18 protein-coding genes are annotated in these 18,628 nt (G+C 40.5%); 5 read left to right on the plus strand and 13 right to left on the minus strand.

What is annotated here, in order from left to right; genetic code table 11:
* Positions 1-5: 5 nt before the first annotated feature.
* The 5 genes from AC4CS8_RS06080 to dnaG form a co-directional block, all read right to left on the minus strand.
* A complete protein-coding gene (locus AC4CS8_RS06080) occupies positions 6-782 on the minus strand; it encodes a TPM domain-containing protein (protein ID WP_493892385.1) in 777 nt (258 codons plus the stop codon).
* Positions 783-1,107: 325 nt separating this feature from the next.
* Positions 1,108-2,508 (minus strand): dipeptidase PepV, encoded by a 1,401-nt coding sequence (gene pepV, locus AC4CS8_RS06085; RefSeq protein WP_493892386.1) that lies wholly within the window; start codon positions 2,506-2,508, stop codon positions 1,108-1,110.
* Positions 2,509-2,628: 120 nt separating this feature from the next.
* Positions 2,629-2,949, minus strand: a complete 321-nt coding sequence (locus AC4CS8_RS06090) for a metal-sulfur cluster assembly factor (RefSeq protein ID WP_493892387.1) — start codon at positions 2,947-2,949, stop codon at positions 2,629-2,631.
* Between the two features lie 421 nt (positions 2,950-3,370).
* Positions 3,371-4,489, minus strand: coding sequence for an RNA polymerase sigma factor RpoD (gene rpoD, locus AC4CS8_RS06095; RefSeq protein WP_493892388.1), 1,119 nt, complete (start codon positions 4,487-4,489; stop codon positions 3,371-3,373).
* Between the two features lie 2 nt (positions 4,490-4,491).
* The gene (gene dnaG, locus AC4CS8_RS06100) at positions 4,492-6,282 is read right to left on the minus strand and encodes a DNA primase (RefSeq protein ID WP_493892389.1); all 1,791 of its coding nucleotides are present in this window, start codon (positions 6,280-6,282) and stop codon (positions 4,492-4,494) included.
* Between the two features lie 176 nt (positions 6,283-6,458).
* Between dnaG and mscL the strand changes: the two genes are divergently transcribed.
* Positions 6,459-6,827 carry a large conductance mechanosensitive channel protein MscL gene (gene mscL / locus AC4CS8_RS06105; protein ID WP_493892390.1) on the plus strand — a complete coding sequence of 123 codons (369 nt, stop codon included), beginning with the start codon at positions 6,459-6,461 and terminating at the stop codon, positions 6,825-6,827.
* A gap of 66 nt (positions 6,828-6,893) precedes the next feature.
* Here mscL and galE read toward each other — a convergent pair whose 3' ends face one another.
* The 4 genes from galE to AC4CS8_RS06125 form a co-directional block, all read right to left on the minus strand.
* Positions 6,894-7,907, minus strand: coding sequence for a UDP-glucose 4-epimerase GalE (gene galE, locus AC4CS8_RS06110; protein ID WP_493892391.1), 1,014 nt, complete (start codon positions 7,905-7,907; stop codon positions 6,894-6,896).
* Between the two features lie 132 nt (positions 7,908-8,039).
* Entirely contained in the window at positions 8,040-8,762 is a 723-nt protein-coding gene (gene budA / locus AC4CS8_RS06115) for an acetolactate decarboxylase (protein ID WP_493893873.1), read from the minus strand.
* The gene (locus AC4CS8_RS06120) at positions 8,755-9,987 is read right to left on the minus strand and encodes a tetratricopeptide repeat protein (RefSeq protein WP_493892392.1); all 1,233 of its coding nucleotides are present in this window, start codon (positions 9,985-9,987) and stop codon (positions 8,755-8,757) included. The genes budA and AC4CS8_RS06120 overlap by 8 nt, the downstream gene beginning before the upstream one ends.
* The gene (locus tag AC4CS8_RS06125; RefSeq protein WP_493892393.1) at positions 9,977-11,146 is read right to left on the minus strand and encodes an AI-2E family transporter; all 1,170 of its coding nucleotides are present in this window, start codon (positions 11,144-11,146) and stop codon (positions 9,977-9,979) included. The genes AC4CS8_RS06120 and AC4CS8_RS06125 overlap by 11 nt, the downstream gene beginning before the upstream one ends.
* A gap of 135 nt (positions 11,147-11,281) precedes the next feature.
* On the opposite strand from AC4CS8_RS06125, the gene AC4CS8_RS06130 reads away from it, so the two are divergent.
* Complete coding sequence (locus tag AC4CS8_RS06130) at positions 11,282-12,292, plus strand: lactonase family protein (protein ID WP_493892394.1); 1,011 nt, start codon at positions 11,282-11,284, stop codon at positions 12,290-12,292.
* Positions 12,293-12,347: 55 nt separating this feature from the next.
* Positions 12,348-12,533 carry a hypothetical protein gene (locus AC4CS8_RS06135; protein WP_493892395.1) on the plus strand — a complete coding sequence of 62 codons (186 nt, stop codon included), beginning with the start codon at positions 12,348-12,350 and terminating at the stop codon, positions 12,531-12,533.
* A 232-nt stretch (positions 12,534-12,765) separates the two neighbouring features.
* Here the strand turns inward: AC4CS8_RS06135 and asnS are convergent, their stop codons facing one another.
* From asnS to AC4CS8_RS06150, 3 genes are read right to left on the minus strand one after another with little or no spacing between them, the layout of a single operon-like run.
* A complete protein-coding gene (asnS, locus tag AC4CS8_RS06140) occupies positions 12,766-14,112 on the minus strand; it encodes an asparagine--tRNA ligase (protein ID WP_493892396.1) in 1,347 nt (448 codons plus the stop codon).
* Positions 14,112-15,308: a pyridoxal phosphate-dependent aminotransferase gene (locus tag AC4CS8_RS06145; RefSeq protein ID WP_493892397.1), complete on the minus strand. Its 1,197-nt coding sequence runs from the start codon at positions 15,306-15,308 to the stop codon at positions 14,112-14,114. The genes asnS and AC4CS8_RS06145 overlap by 1 nt, the downstream gene beginning before the upstream one ends.
* On the minus strand, positions 15,305-15,730 hold the full coding sequence (locus AC4CS8_RS06150) for a cell wall elongation regulator TseB-like domain-containing protein (protein WP_493892398.1): 426 nt from the start codon (positions 15,728-15,730) through the stop codon (positions 15,305-15,307). Before AC4CS8_RS06150 ends, AC4CS8_RS06145 begins: the two co-directional genes overlap by 4 nt.
* Positions 15,731-15,914: 184 nt before the next feature.
* On the opposite strand from AC4CS8_RS06150, the gene AC4CS8_RS06155 reads away from it, so the two are divergent.
* Complete coding sequence (locus AC4CS8_RS06155) at positions 15,915-16,361, plus strand: MarR family winged helix-turn-helix transcriptional regulator (RefSeq protein WP_493892399.1); 447 nt, start codon at positions 15,915-15,917, stop codon at positions 16,359-16,361.
* Positions 16,362-16,485: 124 nt separating this feature from the next.
* Here AC4CS8_RS06155 and yaaA read toward each other — a convergent pair whose 3' ends face one another.
* Positions 16,486-17,220, minus strand: a complete 735-nt coding sequence (gene yaaA / locus AC4CS8_RS06160) for a peroxide stress protein YaaA (RefSeq protein WP_493892400.1) — start codon at positions 17,218-17,220, stop codon at positions 16,486-16,488.
* A 141-nt stretch (positions 17,221-17,361) separates the two neighbouring features.
* Between yaaA and AC4CS8_RS06165 the strand changes: the two genes are divergently transcribed.
* The gene (locus tag AC4CS8_RS06165) at positions 17,362-18,627 is read left to right on the plus strand and encodes an aminotransferase-like domain-containing protein (RefSeq protein ID WP_493892401.1); all 1,266 of its coding nucleotides are present in this window, start codon (positions 17,362-17,364) and stop codon (positions 18,625-18,627) included.
* Position 18,628: the final 1 nt, after the last annotated feature.

Below are 18,628 nucleotides of genomic sequence, written 5' to 3' on the forward strand. Positions count from 1 at the left end.
CTTTCTTACCAACCAGATGAGGCTCCTCCGCCTCCGCCACCTCCTCCTGACCAACTACCACCTCCAAAGTTTGAGGAACCTGATGAATGAGAATTTCCTCGATTTGAACCACGGTAACCATCAATAGGTATCCAAAGGAAGGCCCCCGGTCCTCCACCACCACGACTTGATTTATCAATAGTCAAGAAGATAATAATCACTACAACAATAATTAAAAATGGGAAAATAATACTCTCCTCTTCAGTTGTCCTCTCCTCTAAGGAAGCCAGCTGACTCTGTCCAAGACTGGTCCCGTAGAAGCGATCTCCGATGGATTGGACAATGTAGGTCACGCCTCCATCATAGTCTTCTTGTCGGAAAAATTCACTGGCATTTTCCAGAATATCCTTGGCTTCCACATCCGTCAAAACCGTAGCAGCATTGTCAGAGGTTTCTATCCGAAATTCCCTGTCGGCTATAGCGACAACTAAGAGGACGCCATTATCCGTACCAGCAAAGCCGACTTGCCAGTGACGGAAGGTTTCATTGGCCAAACTTTCTATATCGGTTGATAAACTTTCAGTGACATAAACTCCAACCTGTAGCTCTTGCTCCGTTACTGCCCACTCTTGATTGAGTTGGTCAATTGTCGCTATGGTTTCAGTAGAAAGTAGCTGTGTTTCATCAACCACCGTCGTATCCACTGGTCTCGCTGGAATACCTTCGGCACGTGCAGTACTTGGCAAACCAAGGCTAACCAATAAGAACAAAAAACTCATTAGATAGAAAAGATATTTTTTCATGATGCACCTCCTCAATTGGAAGAAAATCAACCTCTTTACATTATTATATCATTTTATCTATGTTTTTTCATTATTTCCTCAATTATTTTTTGTACCCGAAGAATAGCTTCATATTAAAAATAAGGATGCTTAGCTTGCCAAATATTGTTCCTTGGAGATAGGGGAGAGAGGAAAAAAGTTTGGGAGGTAATCACCCGCATTCTCCACTCTCTCAATCAAGTTCCCGCGGAATATTCCAAAAACACCTTCCTTATCCGAAAGTTGTTATTCTTTTACTTCCATACTTCATTCCCCTAAAAAAGACGGGCAAACCCGTCTTAACTTACTATTTAATCAATTCATAGATGGCTTCTGCGTAGATGGCAGCGGCACGATAGAGTTGCTCAACTTCGATAAATTCGTTGGCTTGGTGCATAGTGTTGACATCACCTGGGAACATGGCTCCGTAGGCTACACCACGTTTGAGCAAGCGTCCAAATGTTCCACCGCCGATCACTTGTTCGTGGCCTTTCAAGCCTGTGTGTTTTTCATAAACAGACAGGAGGGTTGCGACCATTGGGTCATCGATTGGGCAGTAGTGTGGGGTATGACCATGCTCAGACAGGCTGACAGCTTCTACGCCAAGTTTTTCCAAACCAGCCTTGATAGCTTCAGGGTTGGTATTTTTTGGATAACGGAAGTTGAGGGCAATGGTGTTATCTGATGAAGTTTCATCAAACTTAAAGACACCAGCGTTCATAGAAAGAGCTCCCATTTGCTCATCGTAGATGGCTACGCCGAGTTTTTGGGCATCGTGGTCTTCCAGAAGGACTTGTCCTGCCAAGTCAAGATAGGTTTTGGCTGCTCCGTCAAAGGCAAATTGGCTGAGGAATTTTGCCAAATAGGTTGCTCCGTTGACACCTTCTTCTGGGGTTGAACCGTGGGCTGATTTTCCGATGACGGTCACTTGTACCAGTCCGTTTTTAAGGGTTTCCGCGTCAGCTTTTAGGCCATAGGCTGCTGTGAAATCTGCCAACTTGCGGTCCAGATCTGCAAGGTCTCCAGAAATAATAGCTGTCGCAGACTCAGGTACCATGTTCTCACGCAAACCACCTGTGAAAGTGTGCAGTTTAGCAGCTCCGCTATTTTCCCCAGCAAAATGGAGATAAGCTGTGATATTACCTTTTTCACCGTTGATAATCGGGAACTCGGCATCAGGTGAAAATCCGAAATCTGGCAATGGAAGTCCGACATGCTCGAAGTAATAGTCCATGTCCGCCCAGCCTGACTCCTCGTCCGTTCCGACAATAAAGCGAACTTTTTTAGAGGTCGGAAGGCCTAACTCCTTGATGATTTTCAAGCCGTAGTAGCAAGCCATGGTTGGTCCCTTGTCGTCAGATGAGCCACGGGCAAAGAGTTTTCCATCGATGATTTGTGGCTCGTAAGGGTCTGTGACCCAACCGCTACCAGCTGGCACCACGTCCAAGTGACCGAAGATACCAAGGACTTCGTCTCCCTCTCCAAATTCAAAATGACCCGCGTAGTTGTCAACGTTTTTCGTCGGATAGCCATCACGCTCTGCGATTTCTAGGAACTTGTCCAAGGCACGCACTGGACCAGGACCAAATGGGTGCTTAGCGTCTACCTGACTATCGTCACGCTCAGAATTGATGCGTAAAAGGTCAAAGAGATCCGCCATAAACTCGTCTTTGCGTTTGTCAACTTCTGCTCTAAAATTAACTGTCATATGTTCTCCTTTTCAGTATCAAAGTAAGTCTATTTTATCATAAAATGAAAGAGATTTCAGATAAGAAGCTAGGATAAAAAAAGAAAACAAAATCATTTTTATGACTTTGCTTCCTACTAATTATTTTATACCTAGGGCAATCCGGGCATAGCGACTCATTTTTTGAATGGTCCATGCTGGAGACCAAACTAATCTGACATCAACCTCTGTTACCTCTGGAACATCTTTTAAAACATCATGAATTTGATCTGTAATCAAGTCTGCTAAAGGACAGCCCATTGTTGTCAGTGTCATATCGATCTCAGCTTTCCCATCGATAAAACGAATTTCGTAAATTAAACCAAGATTGATAATATCAATACCCAATTCAGGATCAATCACTTCTTCAAGAGCATGAAAGATGCGCTCTTGAATGTCTTTAATTTGTTCTTCTGTATACATGATTCTCTCTTTCTCATCGTCTCTCGTTTAACACCAAGAGAGAACAGATGATTTTTTATTATTCCATTTATCAGCGAACGGTTAAAACAACACCGAAGTGCTGACTCTCGGTAAGCATTATACTCATTTCTGATTTTTGTCGAGTGGTTAAAACTCCTCTAAACCTTGCCAGCTTGCCAATTATTCACAAGTATTAGAAAGCCTATCCGTAGGCTTATTCCTCGCTCTTCTATTTCTTGGCTCGGGTTAAAAAGGTTCCCCGAACTCTCGCTCGTTTCCAGTTTTTAGCGAGCTCCAATAGTCTGGGAGACTATTGGAGGCGGGAGATGAAACAAACGAAGTTTGTGTCAAAACCTCCCCTGGACGTTGTCCGCTTTCGGTTTTCTAGGCGGACGTTGAGAAAGCCTATCCGTAGGCTTTCTCAATCCTCAATAAAGTCTCGGAGTGGTTTGCTACGGGATGGATGGCGAAGTTTACGGAGGGCTTTGGCTTCGATTTGACGGATACGTTCACGCGTTACGTTGAAGACTTTGCCGACATCTTCTAGCGTCCGCATTTTCCCGTCATCCAAACCAAAACGGAGACGAAGGACATTTTCTTCACGGTCTGTCAGTGTATCTAAGACTTCATCTAGTTGCTCACGAAGCACAACACGAGTTGTGTAATCAACTGGATTTTCAATCACTTCGTCTTCGATAAAATCACCTAGGTGGCTGTCATCTTCCTCACCGATCGGTGTTTCGAGAGAAACTGGCTCCTGTGCAATTTTCAAGATTTCACGCACCTTATCTGGTGTCATGTCCATACGCTCAGCAATCTGCTCTGGTGTTGGGTCTTGACCCAACTCTTGCAGAAGGTTGCGTTGCTCACGAACAAGCTTGTTAATAGTTTCCACCATGTGAACCGGAATACGAATGGTACGAGCCTGATCGGCAATAGCACGAGTAATAGCTTGACGAATCCACCAAGTTGCATAGGTTGAAAACTTGAACCCTTTGGAATAATCAAACTTATCAACTGCCTTCATCAAGCCCATATTCCCTTCTTGAATCAAATCAAGAAATTGCATTCCACGGCCCACATAGCGTTTTGCGATTGAAACTACCAAACGCAAGTTAGCTTCTGCCAATCGTTGTTTAGCTTCTGGATCACCTGCTTCAACAGCCAAGGCTAACTCTTGCTCTTCTTCGTTGGTCAACAAAGGCACCACACCAATTTCTTTCAAGTACATACGGACTGGGTCGTTAACCTTAGCAGAATTGCTTCCAAGTAATTCTTCATCTGTCAGTTCAGGCTCTTCTTCAACTTGCATAACACGAGCTGAAGGATTTCCTTCCTTATCAACAATAGAAATCCCCGCATCTTGAATACGTTGCAGTAAATCATCAATTCCATCTGCATCTAAAGTGAAAGGAATAATCAACTGATCGTTAATGACGTCATCAACAGCTATGCCTTCTTTTTTATGATTGCGAATAAAATCTGCAACTTGGACATCAAAGGTGGTTACTTCTGTTTTCTTTTCTTTTTTACTTGCCATATTTACTCCATTTTTCTTTTTTGTGCTATGAGTTGTGCTAACTCATCAAGTGCAGTTTCATCATTCCCTATATGAGCTTGTTCACGAATGATTCTGGACTTGTTTTGATTTTCCCGTTTTAACAATTCATGATTACGTCGTTCTTCTAATTCCTCCATTTCACGACTGCCAACCTCACTCGGTAGACGCTCTTCCAGCACCCTATACCAAGCCCTCTGAACTGCCTCGTCTTGCTGGGCTAAATCATAACTAGACACTTCTCCCTGTTTCTTCAAAAGATTAAAAAGAACCTGTAACTCTGGCGTTACGAAATGAAAATCTTCTCGAAGACGATAATCATTGAGAATATAAGCGTGCTCTTTCATACGATAGAGCATGTGATTCTCTGTCCGAATCAAGCGAGTAAGCTTGCTCTGTTGAGGTAGTTCCCGTATCTCCTGCAAAGGTCTACCCTGATAAACTTCCTGCTTACCACGTCCCTGACGGTTATGCAATCGTACCTGATTAACTGCTAACTCCACTTGACTATAATCAAAGTCCGTCAGTAAATCCGCTACCTTATAAATATAGGAATTCTGAGCCGTAATGGATTTAGTTGCTGCAATAATGGGAGCAATTTGATCTACAAAATCAATCTGCATCTGCAAATTATCAGGATTCTCAGGCTTCAATTGATGAATTAGAAATTCGACATTGGAAATACGCGACTTTGTCAAGGTCTGAGCCAGAATCTCTCCCGAATGCTTGGTTAGAAATTCATCTGGGTCCATATTATCCGGAAGACTAACGATTTCTACTTGAAAATCCTTTAATTCCTCCAAGGCCTTGACCGTAGCCGCCTGCCCAGCCTTATCTCCGTCATAAGTAATAATCACTTTCTGACAGAACTTAGAGATGTGCTGGACTTGCTCTCTTGTCAAAGCAGTTCCCATAGAAGCAATCGCATTATCCAAACCAGCCCTATGAGCTGCGATAACGTCCATGAAGCCTTCCATAAGATAAACTTCCCGCTCTTTTTTGATACTAGCTTTTGCCTTGTCCAAATGATATAATTCGTAACTCTTGTTGAAAATGGCAGTACTACGCGAATTTTTATACTTCGCTAACTGTTTATTTTCGATATCCGCTTTTGTCCAAATCCGACCAGAAAAAGCGACAACCTGCCCCTGTTCATTCGTTAAAGGAAAAATAATTCTTCCCTGAAAGGCATCGTACACCAAATTATTATCGGTGGTGTTAAAAAGACCAGAGTTTAACAAGTCTTCTTCTGCAAACTTTTTCGACAAAGCCTGATAAAGAACATTTTGCTCAGTTGGTGCCAACCCCAGTTGGAAATGCTTAATGACTTCGTCTGTCAATCCCCGCTGATGCAAATAAGCTCTTGCCGGCTCGCCCATCTTCGTGGTCATCAAGAGGGCATGATAGAATTTATTTGCCTCCGTATGGATGTCATAGAGAACCTGATAGGGGTGATGTTTCCTCTCAGACTGGCGTGAACCAACCTGTGGCTCTATCTGAATCCCTACTTTCTGTCCGATTTCTTGAACTGCTTCTATGAAAGAAAGGCCCCGTGATTCCTCAATAAACTTAAATACATCGCCAGATTTTCCACAGCCAAAACAATGATAAAACTGCTTATCTTCTAATACATTAAAGGAGGGAGTCTTTTCATTATGAAAGGGACATAACCCTAAATAACTACGCCCTGCTTTAGTAAGGGCAACTGATTCACCGATAACATCAACGATATTAACCGCATGTTTGATTTCATCAATCATATCTTTGGTAATCATTAGCCACCTCCTTCTAAATGCAGGGTATAAGCACAGTTTAACAAACTATATTATATCACACTCCTTGTCAACATGTAAATTTTTGAAACAAAATTTTCAAACATATCTCTTGTAATTTTTTTGTAACATGTTTATAATGGACAATGTAAAAAATTATGAAAGGACATATTTAGGATATGTTGAAAGAATTGAAAGCATTTTTGCTTCGTGGTAATATTGTTGACTTGGCAGTTGCTGTGATCATCGGGGGTGCATTCGCTGCAATCATCCAATCACTTGTGGATGACCTCATTACTCCATTGATTTTGAGCCCAGCTTTGAAAGCTGCAAACGTTGAAAACATTGCTAGCCTTGCTTGGAATGGTGTTACTTATGGTAACTTCTTGAGCGCTGTTATCAATTTCTTGATCATCGGTACTTCACTCTTCTTCGTTGTTAAGGCTGTTGAAAAAGCTATGCCTAAGAAAGTTGAAGAGCCAGCTCCTGCAGGTCCAACTCAGGAAGAATTGCTTGCTGAAATCCGTGACTTGTTAAAAAATAAATAATCCGAAAGACAGGTTGAGCCTGTCTTTTTCGTGTTTTAAAAAGGAGAGTTCTAAACTCTCCTTTTCCTATCCTTCATACCCATTGGGGTTATTTGACTGCCAATTCCAAGTATCACGGCACATGTCTTCAATTGATTTTTCTGTTTTCCAATTCAACTCAGACAAAGCTTTGTCTGCATTTGCAAAACAAGTTGCTACATCACCAGGACGACGGTCTACAATTTTATAAGGTATTGTTATGCCGTTGATTTTTTCAAAGGCATGAACCAATTCTAAGACACTTGTACCTTGACCAGATCCTAAGTTGTAAGTATGTACACCTGCAGTGGTCGAAATTTTTTCAAGAGCTTTGATATGACCAAGAGCTAGGTCAATAACATGAATATAATCACGTACACCAGTTCCATCAACTGTGTCATAATCATTACCAAATACGCTTAGTTCCTCACGCTTACCAACAGCAACTTGTGCGATAAACGGCATGAGATTATTAGGAATTCCTGCTGGATCTTCGCCAATCAAGCCTGATTCATGAGCACCAATTGGATTAAAATAACGTAGAAGGGCAATACTCCATTCTTTATCCGCTACTTCTACATCACGTAAAATTTGCTCTAGCATAACTTTTGTGTAACCGTACGGATTAGTTGCACTAGTCGGCATGGTTTCAATCAATGGAGATGGATTGTTAAGACCGTACACTGTTGCACTTGACGAGAAGACAATTTTTTTCACGCCAAATTCAGCCATGACTTCCACCAAAGACAAAGTTGACATGATGTTATTTTCGTAATACATTACAGGTTTAGCTACCGACTCTCCTACTGCCTTGTAACCTGCGAAATGAATGGCAGATTCAATCGTTTCCTGTTCAAATACTTTACGTAAAGCAACTTTATCAGCTACATCAAGTTGATAAAAACCTGGTCGTTTACCTGTAATCTCTTCAATACGGTCCAAAACCAAGATGCTGGAATTGGAAAGATTGTCTACGATAACAACTTCTTTTCCCAACTTTAATAATTCGACAACTGTATGGCTACCAATATAGCCTGCGCCCCCTGTTACCAATATGCTCATAGGAATCTCCTAACTTTACATTATATGTTTATAGTATAAGATACATCAAGAAATTTGTAAACTAAAAATCACATAGACTTAAGCACTAATCAGTAGCTTTTAAGATTATTCAAAACTATTTATCTTAGCTATTCACTCCGCTTTATCAATAGCATCGCGAACTTCCTTAGCATTGAATTTAGCAAAAAGATAGTTACGATCTTGGACAGGGAATCGTTGATCGAGTTGATCCACTGCTCCAACTTCAACAACTCCTTCTGTAATAACATAATCCATAACATGGCCACCGAAACTCAAATCATCCGATATAAAGTGCAAATGATAACCAGCTACACTGACGCCATGAAAAATTTCGGGTGTCCAAATCCCCACAATCGTTCCTGATATATCCGCCACACTGTACTCCGGTTGGTGAGTAGCAACCTCAGCAAATGCAACATCGCTCGTAGATTTGGGAATCATTCGGACATGCATATGGGAAAATCGTCCCTTTATCTTAAGCGATCGAAAGAGATTTTCACCGTCATAATATGATTCGATTCGCTCCTCTAATTGCTTACTAGTCATCTCAAAACGTTGCTTGAAGATGACCTCTGCCTGATGAAAAATGACTGCTGCATACGGAACTTTCATATCTCCAGCCACTTCTACGACTTGTGGTTTTTCACCCGATCCCTTAGCTTGATACGCTTTCCCATCCAGGACAATCAATTCACCATCGATAGAATCCAAAGTTCCAAGACCTAAATCACCATGCTTCAAAAGTTCTTCGACTGTCAAAGAACCACCGTAAAGCCCCGCCATTAAGGCGCCCAAGGTATTATACTGAAATAATTTATTCGCTTCCTTATTCATCTTGCCCATAAAATTCCTGTATATCTAAATCATCTGGCACCAAGTTCAAATAGGCTCCCGCCAGATTTTTTGCCTCTTCCAGACGGCCACAAGCTCGTAAGAGCTGGATATAATCCGATAAAAACTCCGGATTTTCAGCCAAATCTGCCCGCAGGCTTTCAAAAAGCTCTAAAGCTTCCTCATCTTTTTCCAAAGCCTGATAAGCCTTAGCTATATTCCACCGCGCCAAAACGTTGTCCAGCTCCTCATCAAAGAGAGTCACAACTTCGTCAAAACGCTCCTGTTCCAAGTAAAGATTAGATAAGCGTAGACTTACCTCATTAACATCGTCTGCCAAGGACTTGGCTTTTAGCAAGTAATCCTCTGCTCCCGTTTCATCATGCGCCTCATAGGCATACTGAGAAGCCAGTAGTAACAAGGTTGCATCAAATTCATTCTTAGCCAAACCCTTTTGCAAAATTCCAATCGCCTCGTCTAACCTATGTTCTGCATGCAAAGCCTGAGCATAGAGGTACTCGTAGCCCTCAAATTCTGGATTAATAGTATCGAGCTGTTTAAAGTAAAGACTCGATTTCTGATATTCTTCCTGTTCCAATAGCAGAGCTGCCAACTCAAAGACTGTTTGATCATCGTATTCCAACTCCACTGCCTTTTCCAGATACTCCACTGCCACTTCAAACTTACCGAGACTAGCATAAGCCAAACCGATACGCTGGTAGGTCGAAATCCCTGTTAGATCATAAATAGCACGATTATCCAACTGAGCATAAAAAGAAATAGCTTCCTTGAAATGTTCCAATTCCATGTCAATCTCAGCTAGTCCCAGTAGGACAATCGGGTCATCCGATAAGCTAACAGCTTCTAACAATTTCTCTCGTGCTACATCCGCCAAACCTTCAGACTGATAAAGATCAGCTTTAACCAGTAAAGCTTCCAGATAAAAAGGACTATCCTCTGCAATCTCTTCCAGATACCCCATAGCCTCTTCTACTAAGCCATCCTCAATGGCAATTTGAGCCAGTTGAATAGCCAGTTCTGGATTGTTTTCCAGTAAGCGCTCATAAATCGTTTTGGCCTGAGGCAAGAAACCAATTCCTTCCAAATAAGTTGCTAAATCCAGCAAAACTTCTTCAGAATCCTGCTCCAAGGCTCTCTTGAAATATTTATCCGCCTTGACCAAATCTTGCTGCTCCAGACAAACCAACATTTTTTCACTATTGTTCATTCACAACCTCATCTGTTTCTTCATCGTGATAAAGACCACTATATTGTTTGTACCATTCAAAAATTGCTTTAACAACTACTTTGATCGACGCATAAATTGGGATTCCCAGAAGAACTCCTAAAACTCCGTACATCTGACCCGCTGTCAATAAAACGAAGAGTATAGTAATTGGATGAATACTCAAGGAACTTCCAATAATCAATGGTGTAACAAATCGTCCTTCAATAGTCTGCTCAACCATAAAGACAATCAATACCTTGATGAGCATGAACGGCCCCGCTATCAAGCCTAAAATCACCGCAGGAATCATAGCTAAAAATGAGCCTAGATAAGGAATTAAATTAAGAAATCCTGCCAAAATCCCTAAAGCTACTGGATAGCTTAGGCCAATGATTGAAAACATAATCGAGAACATCAAAGCGACAATGATCGCTACCGTCACCTGACCACGAACATAATTTGACAGTTGACTATTGACATCCGTTAACACCTGCCCTACTGACTCTCGCCAATCCGTCGGCAAATACCTGGTCACATGTCCACGTAACTGGTGTCCATCCCTCAAGAGATAAAAGAGAATGAAGGGCATAATCAATATCGCTACAATAATCTGTGAAGCAGTTGAAATCAATTCTCCTGCCCAATTGACAGCATTAGAAGAAAACTTTTGTGCATACGTAACAATCTGATCATTGATTTTATTCAATTGCTCTAAAATAGTAGGTCGGAATTGCTCAAATTGTTCATTTTCCAACAAAGTTGTCACACGGCTCTCAATCTCCTGTATGTAAGTTGGAACATTTTTAGAAAAAGACTCAACCTGTTGCTGAATATTAGGAATAGCAACGGCGATTCCCCAAACTAATAAGAAAGCAATAACAATAAACAAGAAAGAAATTGCTAAAGTCCTTGAAATCCTGCATTTTTCAAGCCAATCAACAATTGGATTTAGCAAGTAATAAAGCAAGCCTGTTAGAATCGTTACAGGGGTAACAATATTAATAAAATCCCCAACTGGTTTAAAGATAAAGCTAACCTTTGTAAACACAAAAATTGTCAGCAAAATCAGCAATGTAACTAAGAAAAAAGTCACCGCTTGATTATTGATAAACCATCGAAACAACCATGACTTTCGAAATGCATTCTTTTGATCGTCCATATCTAACTCCTCATGTCTTTTTTACTATTGTATCATGTTCTCTACTATTTTTGAAAAATCATCTCGGTAGAAAGACAGACTTTTAAAAATTTTTATGCTATAATAAATCTAATTTTTTACATTAAGGAGCCTTCTATGACAGTTTATTTTGGAACCTACACCAAGCGCAGCTCACAGGGTATCTATGCTGCAGATTTTAATCAACAAACTGGCCAGCTCAGCAACCTCCGCCTCGTTGTCCAAGAGCCGAATCCAACTTATTTAGCTTTTGCTAAAGATGGAAGTCTTTATTCAGTTGGTGCAGAGCAAGGACTCGGAGGAATCGCTTCTTTCTCTTCAGATTTATCCCTTCTCAACCATGTTGTCGAAGAAGGAGCTCCACTTTGCTATGTTGCAATAGATGAAGAACGTGAACTAGTCTACGGAGCCAATTACCACAAGGGACAAGTACTAGTCTATAAGCGCCTAACAGATGGTAGTTTAGAATTGGCCGACACAGTGACCCATACAGGATCTGGTCCTCATGAAAATCAGGCCTCACCACATGTCCATTTCACCGACTTAACTCCCGATAAATACTTAGTGACTTGTGATTTAGGAACTGATCAAGTCGTAACTTATACTGTATCTGAGGCTGGAAAGCTTGAAAAATTAGCTAGCTATCATTCCGTAGCAGGTGCTGGACCACGTCACATCGCTTTTCATCCGACTGCTAAGATTGCCTATTTAATTTGCGAACTCAATTCCACTATCGAAGTCCTGATTTATGACGGATTGGGCCACTTCGAGCTCATGCAGACCATCTCTACCCTTCCAAATGACTACACAGGTTTCAACGGTACTGCTGCTATTAGAATTTCCAAGGACGGTCGATTTGTCTATGGCTCTAATCGCGGACACGATTCCATTGCTGTTTACAAAACTCTAGGAGATGCAAGTTTGGAGCTCGTCGAGATTGTCCATACACAGGGACAAACTCCCCGCGACTTCACGCTCAGCTCTGATGAGAAGCATCTCATTGTAGCTCATCAAGACTCTGATAATATAACGGTCTTTGCTCGTGATACAACAACTGGACGCCTGACAGAGATTTCTCATGATTTCCAAGTCCCAGAAGCTGTCTGTGTTACATTATTAACAGACTAATTTCTGGTCAAATTTGATTTATTCTGTTTTAATAACTATATAGGAGGTGATTCATATGAATCCTGTAGATCTTTTTAACCAAATAAAAAAATTGATCGAAAATAAAGATTTTGACGGTGCTAAGCAATTCATCGAAGATAACAAAGATGAGCTCGGCGAATACTTGGACCAAGCAAAACAATTACTTGCCGGATCTGAAGGTGCTAATGGCCTTTTGAATAAGGTAAAAGACTTGTTCTAGAAAACTAGACTGAATTTTCTCAGTCTAGTTTTCTATTTTTTTAGCAGTCTTAATTTCTTGTAAGAAGATACATTTGCAATCACTCATTCCCTATTTTCCTTCTTGGGACCAATCAATTATCTAAAATTTCCTATAAATACGATAAATCTAAAATAGATCAAAAATAGACTACGAGTGCAGTCTATTTTCCATCTATTACTATTTTGATTTCCTTTGGTTTGCCTTTGCTATATTATGGGTGCAAGCGGTGCAACATACGTGGGAATGGAATAGCTTCACGAATGTGTTTTGTACCAGCCACAAAGGTCACCATACGCTCGATACCAATACCGAAACCACCGTGTGGTACAGAACCGTATTTGCGAAGGTCTAGGTAGAATTCGTATTCTGATTTGTCCATACCAAGCTCATCCATCTTAGCTACCAAGGCATCGTAGTTGTCTTCACGCATAGATCCACCGATAATTTCACCATAGCCCTCTGGTGCTAAGAGGTCCGCACAAAGTACACGTTCGGGATTGCCAGGAACTGGTTTCATGTAGAAGGCCTTGAAGCTTGCAGGATAGTTAACAACGAAGGTTGGCACACCAAAGTAGTTTGAGATCCATGTTTCATGTGGAGAACCAAAGTCATCTCCATGCTCGATGTGCTCATAGTCTGTATCTTCGTCTGCTTCATGCTCTTGAAGAAGGCTAATGGCATCATCATAAGAAACACGTTTGAATGGCTCCGCAATGTAGCGTTTCAAAGCATCTACATCACGCTCAAGAGTTTCCAAGGCTTGAGGAGCACGGTCAATAACACCTTGGATTAGGGCTTTAACATACGCTTCTTGCAAATCAAGTGACTCTTCATGGCTGAGGAATGAATACTCCGCATCCATCATCCAGAACTCTGTCAAGTGACGACGTGTTTTTGATTTTTCAGCACGGAAAACCGGACCGAAGTCAAATACACGACCAAGAGCCATCGCACCTGCTTCTAGATAAAGCTGACCTGATTGACTGAGGTAAGCTGGTTGACCAAAGTAGTCTGTTTCAAACAACTCTGTTGAATCTTCAGCAGCATTTCCTGACAAGATTGGGCTATCAAATTTGATGAAACCATTTTTTTCAAAGAACTCATAAGTCGCATAGATAATGGCGTTACGGATTTGCTGGATAGCAACCTGCTTACGTGAACGCAACCAGAGGTGACGGTTGTCCATAAGGAAGTCTGTTCCGTGTTCTTTAGGTGTAATTGGGTAATCTTGTGATTCACCGATGACTTCCAAATCAGTTACATCCAACTCGTAACCAAACTTAGAACGCTCGTCTTCTTTGACAATCCCTGTCACATAGACAGAAGTTTCTTGGCTCAAGCGTTTTGCCACATCAAACTTTTCAGCACCCGCTTCTTCACCGAATTTCTCGATAAAGTTTGGCTTGAAAGCTACTGCTTGAAAGAAAGCTGTACCATCACGCAACTGCAAGAAGGCCAATTTCCCTTTTCCTGACTTGTTGGCAACCCAGGCACCAATGGTCACTTCTTGACCGACATAATCTTTGACTTGGTTGATCGTAATCAATTTTCTAGACATTATTTTTCCTCTTTTTCATTTTTCATAAATGTTTGTAGGCGAGCTACTGCTTCTTTAAGCGTATCCATATCTGTCGCATAACTGAGGCGGATATTTTCAGGAGCTCCAAAACCTGCACCTGTCACCATTGCTACCCCTACTTCTTCTAAGATGGCCGTTGTAAACTCAGTCACATCTGTATAGCCCTTCATTTCCATTGCCTTTTTGACATTTGGGAAAAGATAGAAGGCACCTTCAGGTTTGACCACTTCAAATCCTGGGACTTGAGCTAAGAGTGGATAAATGGTATTAAGCCGTTCTTCAAAGGCCTGACGCATGGTTTCTACTGTATCTTGCGGACCAGTAAAGGCTTCAATAGCTGCGTACTGAGCAACTGTTGTCAGATTAGAGGTTGTTTGACCGACAATCTTGCTCATGGCCGCAATAATCTCAGGATTTCCAACCGCAAAACCAACCCGCCAACCAGTCATAGCGTAGGCTTTGGCCACCCCATTGATGACAATGGTCTGCTGACGAATGCTTTCTGAAATACTTGAAATCGGTGTAAAGGTATTGCCATTATAGACCAAGCGACCGTAAATATCGTCTGCTAAGATGAGAATATCATGCTCTACAGCCCAGTTTCCGATTGCTTCCAACTCTTCGCGATTGTAAATCATACCTGTCGGATTAGACGGAGTATTGAGCAAGAGCACCTTGGTCTTATCTGTCCGAGCTGCTTCAAGCTGTTCAACCCTTACTTTAAAGTTGTGTTCTTCTGTAGCAGTGACAAAAACAGGCACTCCTTCATTCATCTTAATCTGGTCGGCATATGAAACCCAGTAAGGTGTTGGGATAATCACTTCATCACCTGGATTGATAACCGCTGCAAAGAAAGCATAAAGAATAAACTTAGCTCCTGTACCAACCACAACTTGATTGCGCTCAATCGAGTAGCCATAAAAATTCTCAAAGTAAGTATTAACTGCATCTTTTAACTCTGGAAGACCAGATGCCACTGTGTAAAAGCTTGCTTTACCATTTTCAATAGACTTGATGGCTGCTTCTTGGATATTTTTCGGTGTAACAAAATCTGGTTCACCAAGGGTTAACTCCAAAATATCACGACCCTCTGCTTTTAAGGCTTTAGCACGCGCACCTGCAGCTAAGGTTACACTCTCTTCCATCTCTAAGACACGTTTCGATAATTTGCTCATAAGCCCTCCTTCTTGATAAACGCTCCTGTTTCGAAATTTACTAAATAATATGCCGTTCCAGATTTAACTTCCCAAATTGGTTGATTATCCGAAAAACCTAAAATTATTCGATCTACTACTGATGCCCCATTTTCTTGAGCAATTTGCCCAGCCTCTTCCTTTGATATTCCACCATTAGTAGGATAGATACGAATTTCTGAGGAACTCTCAGGGATTAAGACCCAAACTTCTTCCTTTTCGGCTGTTTCACCCAACACAGAATAATAAGTCTCAAATCCATTGTAAATCGTTACGTCTTCGATTGTGGTTAGGTTTGCATAAGTTTTGGCAATCTTCTCTGCCTTATTATTAGCTTCCAAAAATGGACGAGCAGCATTCTCTAAGAAATACAAACTAGAAAAGACTACTACTGAAAGTAGCACAAAACTCCCAATTAGATATTGATTTAAGGGGGTAAGAATAGATTGCCGTCTGTTTCTACGAGATTTTTCCATAATGGTATTATTATACTACAAACTAAACATTATGGCTATTGATACTCGTAATTTTCTTGTTAAAAGACTACGATTACTTGTCACAAAAACTAATTATTGATAAAATAGAGCTATGAAGAAAATAGATGAATCCTTAGAAATGCATCGTGATGCTTTACATTGCTTGGTCGTTTTTCGTCGGGCTGAAAATACCATTGTTAAACAAGAAATGGAAACTATTAAAAAATATAATCTGACCCCCAGTCAATTTGGTGTGTTAGAAGCGCTCTATAACAAAGGCGATTTACGTATTCAAGATTTGATTGACAAGTTACTCAGCACCTCTGGAAATATGACCGTTGTCATTCGCAATATGATTCGTGATGGCTATATTACTAAAGTTCCCGACTGTACTGACCGACGTGCTTCCCGAATCAGTTTGACTTCTGTTGGTCGCGAAACTATTGAAAAAATATTGCCTGAGCACTACGATAATATTGGTAAAATTTTTTCCATACTATCTCAAGAAGAGCAAATAGCCTTAGCAGATTTATTAAAGAAGTTCAAAAATGCTCAATAAAGCACTTCAAACTTAAAAATTTTCTATACTTAAAATCCCCCAAGAAACTAGATGTTACATCTAATATTTTTGGGGGATTAATTGTATTCTAATGTATAAACTTCATAAAGAATAGGGTCCACTCCTACTTTGATTTTTCCCTTACAAAGACAATTTTATGTAATTGAGACAAATGTTCCGCGTAGTGAAAACCATCAAATTCCAAATTTATGAGTTCATTTAAATCAGTTATCTGTTCTTGAGCCATGAGAGAAACAAGGCGACCTCTGCCTTTCTTAGATATGGTTGAATGAACTTTATACTGTCCATTCTTTTCCTCCATAAATACAATCCGAACCAATTTCTTTTGAATTCTCGGTGAAAAAACTTGCTCAAACTCCGAAGACAAAAGAGAAATAAGCAATTCATCCTCTTCTACAAGACTATCATACTGCTCTCGCCAGTACTGTTTTAAGGATTTCCCTTCAATCTCTAGATTACCTTGAAAATCTAAACGATGGGGGGAAATGAGTTCAAATGGAGAAATCAAACCATACAATCCCGTAGCGATACGTACATGTTCGGCTAGATACGCCTCTTCAGGGCCAGTCAAGTCATAACGATTCATATAACGATACATGAGACCATCGTATAGCTTAAAAGCAGGATAAGATTTAGCTTGTCCCTGTTGAATCCGCTCCCATCTATCCGCTTCTAATTGCGCTCTCTCTTCACTCATTTTATAGAAATTTGCTAAGTCAGCTGTGGAAAGACTTGCTAGTCGCATCCCTACTGGCTGACTATAAGCTGACAAAGGAGAAAAAGGCTGATTATCTAGATTAGTATTCAATTCTTTAGCATTTGGAAGGAATATTTTCATATAACTAGTATACCATATGAAAGTATTTTTATACTTTTTTATATTTCAACCAAAGTTGTTCACGTACCTCCATTATCCACTAAGCTCTTGCCTTCTCACTCTATTTAAGCTACAATAAAAAAAACTGTATGGGGACAGCTAATGACAATTTATCAGACTATTGTACAAGATATCCTGACAGGCATCGAACGCCAAGACTATAAACGCGGACAAAAACTACCATCTATCCGTCAATTGAGCCAAATCTACCAGTGTAGCAAGGATACTGTTCAAAAGGCTCTCAAAGAACTTACATATCAGCATCGCATCTATGCTGTAGAAAAGAGCGGTTACTACGTTTTAGATGACCCAGATTTTCAAAATAAAAGTTTGGACTTAAATCCTGAAGATTTCCAACAACTACCTTACAAAGATTTCCAGACTTGTCTAAGTGAGACTTTGGTTGGTCGAGAAAACTATCTTTTCAATTACTATCACCAACAAGAAGGATTAGAAGAATTGATTGAATCCTTACAAAGATTGCTGGCTGATTACCATGTCTATACAAAAAAAGACCAGCTAGTAATAACTGCAGGTAGCCAGCAGGCTCTGTATATTCTCAGTCAAATAGACTTTGGTCCTAATCGCACAGAAATCTTGCTAGAAACTCCTACCTACCACCGTATGTATGATTTGGTAGAAAAACAAGGACTTCCGTATCAAACGATCGAGCGCACACTAGCGGGGATTGATTTAGATGAGCTAGAACGAATTTTTCAGACAGGTAAAATCAAATTTTTCTATACGATTCCACGATTACACAATCCTCTAGGAACTAGCTATAATACAGATACTTTAAAAAAAATTGTGGAATTAGCAGCTCGATACCACGTTTATCTGGTAGAAGATGATTATCTAGCAGATTTTGATAAACAAAAAGCACTGCCACTACATTATCTAGACACAGATGACTTAGTTATCTATATCAAATCCTTTACTCCCACTCTATTCCCTGCTTTGCGATTAGGTGGAATTTCTCTCCCCGCCCAGCTACAAGAGAACTTTTTACAATACAAAAGTCTGATTGATTACGATACAAATCTAATTATGCAAAAAGCTTTATCTCTCTACATCGACAATGGTATGTTTGCAAGAAACAATCAGCACTTGTACGACTTGGCTAATCAGACTGAACAAAATATACTGGAAATTGTAAAACAGGAAGCACTTGATTTTCCATATCAAGTGACAAGGAATCAACTAACCATCGAGCTACCACTCAACTCTCTAACTGCTCCAATCAAACACAATGAATTGGGAGCTCTGATAATTGAAGGCCTTTCTAACTATTACTTGCAAATGACTTTCGACAGAAGCTTGGCAGAACGATTGGGACAATTGATAAAATTGATAACAAAACATCCCTAGC

Source organism: Streptococcus sp. NSSLK0004 (assembly GCF_059039125.1).